13 protein-coding genes and 1 other RNA gene are annotated in these 11,853 nt (G+C 72.6%); 2 read left to right on the forward strand and 12 right to left on the reverse strand.

Going from position 1 to position 11,853, the window contains the following annotated elements; all coding sequences use genetic code 11:
- Nucleotides 1-489: 489 nt before the first annotated feature.
- The 3 genes from rnpB to rsmI form a co-directional block, all read right to left on the reverse strand.
- Nucleotides 490-843, reverse strand: an RNA gene (gene rnpB, locus H9645_RS08110) — RNase P RNA component class A.
- 29 nt (nt 844-872) lie between these two features.
- Nucleotides 873-1,757: an alpha/beta hydrolase gene (locus H9645_RS08115; protein WP_191729189.1), complete on the reverse strand. Its 885-nt coding sequence runs from the start codon at nt 1,755-1,757 to the stop codon at nt 873-875.
- 54 nt (nt 1,758-1,811) lie between these two features.
- Nucleotides 1,812-2,636, reverse strand: coding sequence for a 16S rRNA (cytidine(1402)-2'-O)-methyltransferase (gene rsmI / locus H9645_RS08120; RefSeq protein ID WP_191729190.1), 825 nt, complete (start codon nt 2,634-2,636; stop codon nt 1,812-1,814).
- Nucleotides 2,637-2,695: 59 nt separating this feature from the next.
- On the opposite strand from rsmI, the gene H9645_RS08125 reads away from it, so the two are divergent.
- Together H9645_RS08125 and H9645_RS08130 are read left to right on the forward strand one after the other, a co-directional pair.
- Nucleotides 2,696-3,877 carry a penicillin-binding protein activator gene (locus H9645_RS08125; protein WP_191729191.1) on the forward strand — a complete coding sequence of 394 codons (1,182 nt, stop codon included), beginning with the start codon at nt 2,696-2,698 and terminating at the stop codon, nt 3,875-3,877.
- Entirely contained in the window at nt 3,874-4,245 is a 372-nt protein-coding gene (locus H9645_RS08130) for a YraN family protein (RefSeq protein WP_191729192.1), read from the forward strand. Before H9645_RS08125 ends, H9645_RS08130 begins: the two co-directional genes overlap by 4 nt.
- Nucleotides 4,246-4,257: 12 nt before the next feature.
- On the opposite strand, the gene thiL is transcribed toward H9645_RS08130, so the two are convergent.
- The 9 genes from thiL to glyA all read right to left on the reverse strand — a co-directional run bounded on the left by thiL (nt 4,258) and on the right by glyA (nt 11,841).
- Nucleotides 4,258-5,214: a thiamine-phosphate kinase gene (gene thiL / locus H9645_RS08135; RefSeq protein WP_191729193.1), complete on the reverse strand. Its 957-nt coding sequence runs from the start codon at nt 5,212-5,214 to the stop codon at nt 4,258-4,260.
- 16 nt (nt 5,215-5,230) lie between these two features.
- A complete protein-coding gene (gene nusB / locus H9645_RS08140; RefSeq protein WP_191729194.1) occupies nt 5,231-5,701 on the reverse strand; it encodes a transcription antitermination factor NusB in 471 nt (156 codons plus the stop codon).
- Nucleotides 5,698-6,165, reverse strand: coding sequence for a 6,7-dimethyl-8-ribityllumazine synthase (ribH, locus tag H9645_RS08145; RefSeq protein WP_191729195.1), 468 nt, complete (start codon nt 6,163-6,165; stop codon nt 5,698-5,700). The genes nusB and ribH overlap by 4 nt, the downstream gene beginning before the upstream one ends.
- 74 nt (nt 6,166-6,239) lie before the next feature.
- On the reverse strand, nt 6,240-7,358 hold the full coding sequence (ribB, locus tag H9645_RS08150) for a 3,4-dihydroxy-2-butanone-4-phosphate synthase (RefSeq protein WP_191729196.1): 1,119 nt from the start codon (nt 7,356-7,358) through the stop codon (nt 6,240-6,242).
- A gap of 138 nt (nt 7,359-7,496) precedes the next feature.
- Entirely contained in the window at nt 7,497-8,090 is a 594-nt protein-coding gene (locus H9645_RS08155; protein WP_191729197.1) for a riboflavin synthase, read from the reverse strand.
- Between the two features lie 7 nt (nt 8,091-8,097).
- Entirely contained in the window at nt 8,098-9,216 is a 1,119-nt protein-coding gene (gene ribD / locus H9645_RS08160; RefSeq protein ID WP_191729198.1) for a bifunctional diaminohydroxyphosphoribosylaminopyrimidine deaminase/5-amino-6-(5-phosphoribosylamino)uracil reductase RibD, read from the reverse strand.
- Nucleotides 9,216-9,935, reverse strand: coding sequence for a DUF4272 domain-containing protein (locus H9645_RS08165; RefSeq protein ID WP_191729199.1), 720 nt, complete (start codon nt 9,933-9,935; stop codon nt 9,216-9,218). Before H9645_RS08165 ends, ribD begins: the two co-directional genes overlap by 1 nt.
- 4 nt (nt 9,936-9,939) lie before the next feature.
- Nucleotides 9,940-10,473, reverse strand: coding sequence for a transcriptional regulator NrdR (nrdR, locus tag H9645_RS08170; RefSeq protein WP_191729200.1), 534 nt, complete (start codon nt 10,471-10,473; stop codon nt 9,940-9,942).
- Between the two features lie 99 nt (nt 10,474-10,572).
- A complete protein-coding gene (glyA, locus tag H9645_RS08175) occupies nt 10,573-11,841 on the reverse strand; it encodes a serine hydroxymethyltransferase (protein ID WP_191729201.1) in 1,269 nt (422 codons plus the stop codon).
- Between the last annotated feature and the right edge of the window lie 12 nt (nt 11,842-11,853).

Consider the following 11,853-nt stretch of genomic DNA (forward strand, 5'->3'; position numbering starts at 1 on the left):
GGAGTTTTCGCCAGTCCGGTCAATGACTTGCGGCGAACTTGAGAGACTTGTTCAAGCTTTATCCACAAGCTTATGATTCGTCTCAGATTGTGAGAATCGTGACTTTCTTCACACCATTTTCATGTGGGGGCTTGCGGCACAGCGGGGCGTGGTTGCCCTTGGGTGCGAATGTCCCCCGGCGGCCGATTTCCGCGGCCCTCCCCCACACCTCGGCCGCCTCCTCCTTGATTTCGCACCCAAGGGCAACCACGCCCCGCTCCAAACGCCGCGGTGGGCTGGCAGAAAGAGCGTCGCGGCTGTGGGGACCAGCCTGAAGTCACGGTATGAACCCCGGACTGGGGGAGATGCAGCCTTGGCGTGGGCGGGAGGCCCTTGTGGCGAAATCAAGGAGGAGGCGGCCCGCCAAGGCCGGAATGGCGACGCCACCCATGCCGCCGGGGGACATTCGCCACAAGGGCCTCCCGCCCACGCCGGGGCGGTCGGAGGAAGTGGCGGAGCCGGCCGGTAAGCCGGGTTCTGTCGTGGACAGTCATTCCTCTAGGCGCATCGTCACCGATACGCTCAAGCAACCTACCCGGACCCGACGCGGGCCGCGTCATGAGGTCCCTATTTGGCCTTGCTCCCGGTGGGGTTTGCCGTGCCGGTCCGTTGCCGGACTCGCGGTGCGCTCTTACCGCACCGTTTCACCCTTGCCACGCGCTCCCGGAGGAGCCGTTCGGCGGTCTGCTCTCTGTTGCACTTTCCGTCGGCTCGCGCCGCCCAGGCGTTACCTGGCACCGTGCCCTGTGGAGCCCGGACTTTCCTCGGCACTCCGAAGAGTGACGCGACTGTCTGGCCGGCTCCGCCGCGCGCATTGTCGCACGCATGGCCCGTCAGCCGGACGCCCCTGCGCAGCGGCCCTTCCCTGCTGTTACCACGCTGTCCACGAATCCGGCCATCGCCTCGCGGAAAGCCTCGGAGCGGGTCGCGTCATTGTGTCCCCTCTCCGGAACCACCTGCAGGCGCCGGCATTCCTCCGGGAGCGGCGTGGCCGCGTACAGGCGGCGGCTGAAGTCCGGCGGCGTGGCGCCATCGGCTCCACCCACGACGTAGAGCACAGGCTCATCGAGGCCCCCTGCCACCTGCAGGTTGCCCTGCCGCGCCAGGCTGCCGTCGACCCGGATCCGGCGCACCCACATGCGCTGCCACCAGGGCAGCTGCGTGCGCTGGTACGCAACCCAGTCCTCGGTGGTTGTCGCGCTGCTTTCGAGCACCAGCCCATCGAGCCTGCGCTCGGCCGCCACGCGCCCGGCCATGAAGCTGCCCAGCGACTGGCCATGCACGATCAGCGGCAAGCCGTGGCGCGCAGGATCCCCGGCGACGTGGTCGTGGACGCGCAATGCATCGTCCATGAGCAGCTGGATGCCAGGTTCACCGGTACTGGCGCCGTAACCCCGGTGGTCAACCAGCACGAGGTTGACCGGCAGGTCCGCATACGCCGCCGCGGAGAAGCGCGCCCAGCGCCCGATGCGATAGCCGTTGCCGCCGAAATAGAGGACCGTGGCGCGCGCATCGGGACGGATCATCGCCAGCGAATACAGCGAGGCACCTTCGACCTCGATGCGGCTTTCCTCGAACGCGTGGAGCGGGAACGCGGCGCGCAGCGCATCGAGCTCCGGGGGCGGCTCGGGCTGCGCACTGACCAGGTAGGACTCGCGGTAGTTGAACGTGCAGCCTGTGGCCAGCAGCAGCCAGGCGAAGAGCAGGACATGTTTCATCGCAGGGTCTCCTTTCCCGAAAATTTGCCGGCCACGGCCACGGCGGCGGTGGCACTACCCGCCGTAGAGTGCCTTGCGCGGCGCTCCCGTGATCTCCGCGGCAAGCTTCGCCGCCAGTGACGGCTTCAACTCGGCGGCCAGCAGCGCGTAGACGCGGCGGCCTTCGGCAATGCGCGCATCGGCGTCTTCGGCCGCGCCCTGCACCAGCAGCACGAACTCGCCCTTGCGCTGGTTGGCATCGGCCTCCACCCGCGCCTGCAGCGTCGACAGGTCGCCGTCGAGCACGGTCTCGAACAGCTTGGTCAGCTCGCGCGCCAGCACCGCGGGACGCTCGCCGCCGAAGGCCGCCACGCAGTCGGCCAGGGTGTCGGCGATGCGGTGCGATGACTCGTAGAACACCAGCGTGCGCGGCTCGCCGGCGAGCGCGGCGAGGCGATCGCGGCGCGCGCCGGCCTTCGCCGGCAGGAAGCCTTCGAAGGCGAAGCGGTCGCTGGGCAGGCCGGCCACGCTGAGCGCGGCGATGAGCGCGCTCGGCCCCGGCACCGGGCTCACCCGGATGCCGGCCTCGCGCGCGGCGCGCACCAGGCGGAACCCGGGATCGCTCACCAGTGGCGTGCCGGCGTCGGAGACCAGGGCCAGGGACTCGCCGGCGGCGAGGCGCGCGACCAGCGTCTGCGCAAGTTCGGCCTCGTTGTGTTCGTGCAGCGCCAGCAGCGGCCGCTCGACGCCGAAGTGCGCCAGCAGCTGGCGTGTGTGGCGGGTGTCCTCGGCGCAGACCGCGGCCACGCTGCGCAGCGTCTCCAGCGCCCGCGGCGACAGGTCGGCGAGGTTGCCGATCGGCGTGGCGACGACGTGGAGGGTTCCGGCGGAAGGCTGCATCGTGTCCTTGCGGGGCTGGCGGTAGAATCCGGGGCATTCTCGCAGCCGGAACGCACAGAATGCGCCATCCCTGGAAGCAGGCCTTCGCCGCCACCCTCCTTGCCATGGCGATCGCCGGGTGCTCGACCGTGCAGGTGACGCGGCCGACGGAGGTGCCCGACAGCGCGCCGGAGCCGGTGGCGACCGGCCACTGGCAGTTCGATGCCGGCGACCGTCCGCCCGCCGAGCGCGACGGCTACCGCCCCCCGCGCAAGCTCGCGGTACTGCTCCCGCTGACCGGCAGCCTGGCCACGGCGGCCGGCCCGGTGCGCGACGGCCTGCTGGCCGGCTACTACGGCGAGCAGCGCCGGCGACCCGACCTCGAGTTCTACGACACCCAGGGTACGGGCTACGGCGCCGTGGCCGCCTACCAGCGCGCGGTGGCCGAAGGCGCGGACCAGGTGCTCGGTCCGCTCGGCCGCGACGAGGTCGATGCGGTGTTCCAGCAGGCGACGGTCACGGTGCCGGTGCTGGCGCTCAACCGCGCCGGCGCTCCGCCGGTGAACAGCGCCAGCTATGCGCTGGCCCCCGAGGACGAAGGCCGCGCGGCCGCCGACTTCCTGGCGTCGCGCGGCGCGAAGCGGGTACTGGTGCTGAGCTCGGGCGACGACAACGCGCGCCGCAGCACCGATGCGCTGTCGGCGCGCCTGCAGGAGCTTGGCGGCGGCGTGGCGCAGCTGCTGGCGGTGGTCGGCGACACGCCGCCGGACCTCATCGGTCCGATGCAGGCGGCGGTGCAGGCCGAAGGCGGCGTGGACGCGGTGTTCATCGCGCTGCGCGGGCCGCAGGCGCGGCTGGCCGCGGCGCAGATCTCTGCGGCCGGGCTGTCGGGCCGCCCGCGCGTGGCGACCTCGCAACTGCTGTCGGGCACCGGCAAGCCGGAGGAGGATGCGGCCCTGGACGGCATCGCCTTCCCCACCGATGCGTGGACGGTCTCCGGCGTGCCGGGGCTGCCGGCGGCGCGCGGCGTCGCCGACGCGCTCGCCACGGCGCGCGGCCCGGCGGCGCGGCTGTTCGCCTTCGGCTACGACGGCTGGCTGCTGTCGGCCTACCTGGGCCACCTGGCGACCAGCGCCGACGCCTCGGTGTCGAGCGCCAGCGGCGTGCTGCGCATGAGCCCGGACGGCCACGTGCTGCGCACGCCCGCCTGGTCGACCTTCAGCGGAGGCCACGTGGTGCCGCTGGCCGGCGCAGGCCGTTGAACGACGCGCGCCGGCGCGGTGCCGGCGTGGAAGCCGCGGCGCGCACGCACCTGCTGCGCGCCGGCCTGACCGACGTCGCCGCCAATGCCGGCTACCGGCTCGGCGAACTCGACCTGGTGATGCGCGACGGCGACACCCTGGTGTTCGTCGAGGTGCGCTACCGCGCCAGCGACGGCTACGGCGACGGCGCGGAATCGGTCGACCGCGGCAAGCGCCGGAAGATCGTGCGCGCGGCGCAGCTGTTCCTGCTGCAGCATCCAGCGCTGGCGGAGGATATCTGCCGCTTCGACGTGGTGGACGCCACCGGCGACCCGGAGGCACCGGACTTCACCTGGCACCGGGACGCCTTCCGCCTCGACGACGCCTGAGGCCGCACCGCGTCAGGCGAAGTGCTCGTGCCCCGCGCTGTCCGGCCGCCATGGCCGGCCCTCGCGATCCAGGGCCCGCACGCCCTGCCCCGCGACCACGGTGCCGATGCGCGTGACTTCGATGCCCGTGGCCGCTGCGCCCGCGGCGGCCAGCGCCACCGCGTCGGCACCCGCCGGCAGGGTGAAGCAGAGCTCGTAGTCGTCGCCGCCGGTGGCCTGCAGCCTGCGCACGGCGTCGGCGTCGAAGTGCGTCCGCAGCATTCCGGCGCCCGGCAGGGCATCGACGTCGAGCACGACCCCGACCCCGCTCGCGACGCAGACGTGGCCGAGGTCGGCGAGCAGGCCGTCCGAGACGTCGATGCAGGCGGTGGCCACGCCCGCGAGCGCACGTCCCAGCCGCACGCGCGGACATGGCCGATCGAGGCGCTCGCGCAAACCCGGATCGATCGGACCGCCCCCGCGCCACTGGGCCAGCGCGGCCGCCGCGGCGCCAAGGCCGCCGCTCACCCATACCGCGTCGCCGACGCGCGCGCCGTCGCGCCGCAGCGCGCGACCGGGATCGACGAAGCCATGCACGGTGACCGAGACCGACAGCGGCCCCCGCGTGGTGTCGCCGCCGACCAGGGCCACGCGATGCTGCGCGGCCAGCGCCAGGAAGCCGTCGAGGAAGCCGTCGACCCAGGCCGGGTCGCCGTCGGGCAGCGACAGCGACAGCGTGCACCACGCCGGCTCCGCGCCCATCGCCGCGAGGTCGGACAGGTTCACCGCCAGCGCCTTCCAGCCGACCAGCGCCGCGCCGGTACCGGCCGGGAAGTGCACCCCGTCGTTGAGGGTGTCCATCGACACCACCAGCTGCATGCCCGGAGGCGGCTGCAGCAGGGCGGCATCGTCGCCGATGCCGAGGACGACGTCGTCGCGCACCTGCGCGGCGCGGGCGCGGATGCGATCGATCAGCCCGAACTCGGCCATGCCGGCGGGCGCGGGCTCAGCCGCGCGCGGACTGCACTTCGGCCGCGCGCCACTCGACGGCCGCGTGGTCGAGCACGCCGTTGACGTAGGTGTGGCCGTGCTCGGAGCCGAAGCGCTTGACCGTCTTCAGCGCCTCGTCGATCACCACCCGGTAGGGCACGTCGATGCGGTGGCGCAGCTCGTAGGCGGCGATGCGCAGCATCGCGCGCTCGATCGGGTCGACCTCGGCGATCGGGCGGTCGAGGAACGGCTGCAGGGCGGCGTCGAGGTCGCGGCGGTGGGTCTCCACGCCGCGCACCAGGTCCTCGAAGTACTCGAGGTCGGCGACTTCGTGCGCCTGTTCGTGCGCGAACTGGGCGATCGCGTTGCGCGCGTCCACGCCCGACAGCTGCATCGCGTACACCGCCTGCAGCGCGCGCCGGCGCGAGCGCGAGCGCCCGACGGTGTCGACGCCGCCGCTGCGGCCGCCGCCCTTCTGCGGCCTCATGGCAGCTGCGCCAGCAGGTTGGCCATCTCGATCGCGACCAGGGCGCATTCCTCGCCCTTGTTGCCATGGCTGCCGCCGGCGCGGTTCTCGGCGTCGGCCATGTCGTCGACCGCGAGCACGCCGTTGGCGACCGGCACGCCGCGCTCGAGCTGGACCCGGGCCAGGCCCTCGGCGCAGCTGTCGGCGACGTGCTCGAAGTGGCGCGTATCGCCGCGGACCACGCAGCCCAGGGCCACGATCGCGGCATGCGCGCCGCCGCCGGCCAGGCGCGCGGCGACCATCGGGATCTCCCAGGCGCCGGGCACGCGGATGACGTCGACGGCGTCGGCGGGAACGCCGTTGCGCTCGAAGGTGGCGCGCGCGGCGGCCACCAGCGCGTCGACGATGCGCGGATTCCAGCGGCTGGCGATGATCGCGAAGCGCGCGCCTCCGGGCGCGTGCAGGTCGCCTTCGTGATGGGTCATGGCGTGTTCCTTGGGGAGGAGCGCATTCTAGCCGCTCCGCTCCGGGGGGACGTCCCCCGGGTTGCGGAGGAAGGTCAGGGCTCGAGGTACTCGACGACTTCGAGGCCGAAGCCGGCCAGGCCGACCTGCTTGCGCGCGGTGCCCATCACCCGCAGCTTGCCCAGGCCGAGGTCGGCGAGGATCTGGCTGCCGGCGCCGTTGCGCCGCCATTCCGCCAGGGCGCCGCCGCGGGAGGGCGCCGGCTGCACCGTGCCGGTGGAGCCGTCATCCGCCGCGCGCAGGCGCTCGAGCAGGGCGTCCGGCGTCTGGCCGCCGTCGAGCAGCACCAGCGCGCCGCGGCCTTCGCCGGCGATCGCGGCCAGCACGTCGCCCACGGCCGGTCCGAAGTCCGGGCGCCGCCAGCGCAGCACGTCGGCGAGCGCATTGCGCACCTGCACGCGCACCAGGGTGGGCGTGTCGGCGTCGGGCTCGCCGCGCACCAGCGCGAAGTGCAGCGCGTGGCCGAGGCGGTCGTGGTAGGTGTGCAGGCGGAACGGCCCGTGCTCGGTCTCGATGTCGCGGCTGTCCACGCGCTCGACCGTGTGCTCGGTTTCCAGTCGGTGGCGGATCAGGGCCTCGATCGAGCCCATCTTCAGCCCGTGCTCGCGCGCGAACACCTCCAGCTCCGGGCGCCGCGCCATGGTGCCGTCGGGATTGAGGATCTCGACCAGCACGCCGGCCGGCTCCAGTCCCGCCATCATCGCCAGGTCCGCCGCGGCTTCGGTGTGGCCGGCGCGCGCCAGCACGCCGCCCGGCTGCGCGGTGAGCGGGAAGATGTGGCCCGGCTGCGCCAGGTCGGCCGGCGCCGCGTTGGGCCGCACCGCGGTGCGGATCGTGTGCGCGCGGTCGTAGGCGGAGATGCCGGTGGTGACGCCCTCGGCGGCCTCGATCGACACCGTGAAGTTGGTGTGGTGCGAGGAGGTGTTCGACTGCACCATCGGCGGCAGCCCGAGCTGCGCGCAGCGCTCGCGCGTCAGCGACAGGCAGACCAGGCCGCGGGCGTGGGTGACCATGAAGTTGATGTCGGCCGGGCGTACGAGCTCGGCGGCCATGATCAGGTCGCCCTCGTTCTCGCGGTCCTCGTCGTCGACGATGACGACCATGCGGCCGGCGCGGAGCTCTTCGAGCAGTTCGGGGATGGGGGCAAAGGGCATGGCGGACTGCAACCTGTTGAATGCGTGGAGGAACGTGGAGCTTTTTCTGCAGGAGCAGCTACAGCTGCGACCAGTCCTGCCAACAGGCCGTTCGCGACGACAGCCGCTCCGCCTGGAATGCGAAAAACATGGCAGGTTTCACGGCGCGCTGCGCAGACGCTCCAGGTAGCGCGCCACCAGATCCACCTCGAGGTTCACCGGATCGCCCACGCGCGTGGCGGCGAACGCGGTGTGCGCGACGGTGTGCGGCACCAGCGCGACCTCGAAGGCGGCATCGTCCACGGCGTTGACCGTGAGGCTGACGCCGTCGACGCAGATCGAGCCCTTCTGCGCGACGTACTTCGCCAGCGCCGGCGGCATCGCGAAGCGCCAGCGCTGCGCGCGCGCGTCCTCGCGCACGTCCAGCACGCGCCCCACGCCGTCGACGTGGCCGCTGACCAGGTGGCCGCCGAGGCGGTCGCTGGGCCGCATCGCGCGCTCGAGGTTGAGCGGCGCGCCCTCGGCCAGGCCGCCCAGCGTGGTCAGCGCCAGGGTCTCGTTGGAGGCGTCGGCCTCGAAATGCGCCGCGTCGAAGGCGACCACGGTCAGGCACACGCCGTTGACCGCCACGCTCTCCCCGAGCTTCGCGTCGGCGAAGGGCATCGTGCCGACGTCGATGCGCAGGCGGGCGTCGCCGCCGCGGGGCTGATTGCCGGCCAGGCGGCCGACGGCTTCGATGATTCCGGTGAACATGCGCGCCCTACCCTGCCGGGCCGGCGTCGCCCGCCGACTGCGCGGGCACCAGGCGCAGGCGCAGGTCGTCGCCGACGCTGACGATGTCTTCGATCCGCAGCGCCATCCGCTGCGTCATGTCGTGGATGTCGAGGCCGGCGAACAGCGGGCGCGCCTGCGCGCCGAGCAGCACCGGCGCCATGTACAGCAGCACCTCGTCGACCAGCCCGGCCCGCATGAACGCACCCGCGAGCGTGGCGCCGGCCTCGACCTGCACCTCGTTGATGCCGCGCTGGGCCAGCACCCGCATCACCGCGGCCAGGTCGAGCGCGTTGCCGCTGGCTGGCACCGCCACGCGGTCGCTGGTGAAGTCCCGCGGCGGCTTGGCATTGGCGGCGTGCACGTAGAGCGTGGGCGCATCGCCTTCGCGCACCCGGCCGCGCGCCACCGTGGCCAGGCCGGGATCGAGCACCACGCGCAGCGGCGGCACGAAGTCCGCGTCGTCGTCCAGGCGCACGGTCAGCTGCGGGTCGTCGGCCATCACCGTGCCGGAACCGGTCAGCAGCGCGCCGGCCCGCGCGCGCCAGCGCATCACGTCGCGGCGCGAGGCCTCGCCACTGATCCACTTGGACTCGCCGCTGGCCAGCGCGGTATGGCCGTCCAGGCTCATCGCCAGCTTCACCCGCAGCCATGGCCGGCCGCGCACCACGCGCGACACGTAGCCGCGGTTGAGCGCCTGCGCGGCGGCCTCCATCAGCCCGTACTTGACCTCGATGCCGGCGGCGCGCAGGCGTTCGAAGCCGCTGCCGTCGACCTGCGGGAAGGGATCGCGCATGGCCGCGACCACCCGCGACACGCCCGCGGCGACCAGCGCGTCTGCGCAGGGCCCGGTGCGCCCGGTGTGCGCGCAGGGTTCGAGCGTCACGTAGGCGGTGGCGCCGCGCGCGCGTTCGCCCGCGGCCTGCAGCGCGAACACTTCGGCATGCGGCCCGCCCTGGCGCTGGTGCCAGCCCTCGCCCACCACCTCGTCGCCGTGGGCCAGGACGCAGCCCACCATCGGGTTGGGCTTCGTGGTCCAGGCGCCGCGCCCGGCCAGCCGCAGCGCGCGCGCCATCATCACGTGGTCGGTTTCGGAATGGCCCTGCATCAGGTGATGTTTTCCACTCTGGAATAGACGGGGTCGGCGCCGGCCAGCCAGCTCGCGGCGCGATGGCGCTCGCTGGCGATGCTGGTGCAGCGGAGGATCGCGTCGGGCTCGGCGCGATCGATGGTGTCGCCGTCGATAGCGAGGTCGCGGTCGAGGAGCGCGGCGGCATCGATGTCCAGGCGCGCCCAGCCGCCGGTGGCGACGACCGCGGCGAAGTCCATCGGGCCCGGGCGCAGCGAGTATTCGCGCAGGCGCCAGTGCACGGCCAGCTGCCGCGCCAGGAAGCCGTCGACCTCGTGCTCGGCGCGCAGGCTGGGGGCCTCCGGGGCGTCCAGCGCCGCGTCGTCGAGGAAGCGCAGCGGGCCGGCAAGGTCGTTGGGATCGGCCAGCCGGTCGTGGGCCAGCGGCGGATGCGCGCCCAGCGCCCAGGCCAGCACGTACACGCCTTCGGCGCGCCAGCTCGCGTCGCGGGTGTCGGCGTCGCCCAGGCTGCCCGGGGGCGACTGGAGCAGGCGGGCCTCGCCCGGCTCCAGCGACCGGTCCAGCCCCGTACGCTCCAGCCACGCCAGCATCCGGGCCTGCCAGTCAGCGGCATCGGGGCGGGCGGCATCGGCCTCCATGGCGGCGCGCGCGGCGACGCTGAACAGCACCAGGGCGCGGCACAGCACCGCGTGCGCCTGCGGCCTCGGATGACGCCCTGGCTCGCCTGGTCCGCTCATCGGATCAGCGCTTCCGGCCCTTGCCGGACGGGGGTTCGAAGGCCACGACCTCGCCCGCGAGCAGCGGCAGCTGGCCGTCGCCGGGGAGGTCGCGCTCGAGCCGGTCGAGCTCCTCGCGGAAGTCGGCCACGTCCTGGAAGGAGCGGTAGACCGAGGCAAACCGCACGTAGGCGACATGGTCGAGCTTGCGCAGCTCGGCCATCACGAATTCGCCGACCCGCCGCGAGGCGAGCTCGCGCTCCGTGGTCATGCGCAGCTGGTGGATGACGGCGCGCACCGCGGCCTCGATCTGCTCCTCCGATACCGGGCGCTTGTGCAGTGCGCGGTCGAAGCTCTGGCGCAGCTTGCGCGCGTCGAAGTGCTCGCGGCGGCCATCGGACTTGATGATCGCCGGCAGCTTCAGCTCGATCGTCTCGAGCGTCGAGAAGCGCTCGCCGCAGGCCTCGCACTCGCGCCGGCGGCGGATGGTCGCGCCATCGTCGCTCACGCGCGAATCGATGACCCGGGTGTCGACGTGCTGGCAGAAGGGGCAATGCATCGCTGCGGCGGCGTCAGAGGTCGTGGTTGGACGGCAGCGGGAACGCCGCGCACCCGGGCTCGCCGGCGCAGCTGGCCGGCGCGCCGGCGCGCCCGCGCATCAGCCGTAGACCGGCAGGCGCCGGCACTGGGCCACGACCTTGCCGCGCACCGCCTCGATCACCGCCTCGTCCGCCGGCGCGTCCAGCACGTCGCAGATCCAGCCGGCCAGGTCGATGCAGTCGGCCTCGGTGTAGCCGCGCGTAGTCACCGCCGGGGTGCCCAGGCGCAGGCCCGAGGTCACGAAGGGCTTCTGCGGGTCGTTGGGCACCGCGTTCTTGTTGACGGTGATGTTGGCGCGGCCCAGGGCCTCTTCCGCGGCCTTTCCGGTGACGCCCTTGCCGATCATGTCGACCAGCATCAGGTGGTTCTCGGTGCCGCCCGAGACGATGCGGTAGCCGCGGTCGATGATCACCCTGGCCATCGCCTGGGCGTTCTTCACCACCTGCTGCTGGTAGGCCTTGAACTCCGGCTCCAGCGCTTCCTTGAAGGCCACGGCCTTGGCCGCGATCACGTGCATCAGCGGGCCGCCCTGGATGCCCGGGAACACGATCGACTGCAGCTTCTTGGTGATGTCGTCGGCGTGCTCGCCCATCGCGGCGCGGCTGCCGACGATGATGCCGCCGCGCGGGCCGCGGAGCGTCTTGTGGGTGGTCGAAGTGACCACGTGCGCGTGCGGCACGGGGTTCGGGTACACGCCCGCGGCCACCAGGCCGGCGACGTGGGCCATGTCGACGAAGAGGTACGCGCCGACCTTGTCGGCGATGGCGCGGAAGCGCGCCCAGTCGATCTTCTGCGAATATGCGCTGAAGCCGGCCACGACCATCTTCGGCCTGTGTTCCACCGCCAGGCGCTCGACCTCGTCGTAGTCGATCAGGCCTTCGTCGTTGACGCCGTACTGCACGGCGTTGAACAGCTTGCCGCTGGCGTTGACCTTGGCGCCGTGGGTGAGGTGGCCGCCGTGGGCCAGGCTCATGCCGAGGATGGTGTCGCCGGGCTTGAGCAGGGCGAAGTAGACGGCCTGGTTGGCCTGCGAGCCGGAATGCGGCTGGACGTTGGCATAGTCCGCGCCGAAGAGCTGCTTCACGCGGTCCAGCGCCAGCTGCTCGGCGACGTCGACGAACTCGCAGCCACCGTAGTAGCGCTTGCCGGGATAGCCCTCGGCGTACTTGTTGGTGAGCTGGCTGCCCTGGGCCTCCATGACGCGGGGGCTGGCGTAGTTCTCGCTGGCAATCAGCTCGACGTGGTCCTCCTGCCGGCGGGTTTCGGCGGCGATCGCCGCGGCCAGTTCAGGATCGTAGGCTTCGATGCGCGCGTCGCGAGGAAACATGCCAGCTCCAGG

The organism is Luteimonas colneyensis (assembly GCF_014836665.1).
GTDB classification, from domain to species: Bacteria; Pseudomonadota; Gammaproteobacteria; order Xanthomonadales; family Xanthomonadaceae; genus Luteimonas; species Luteimonas colneyensis.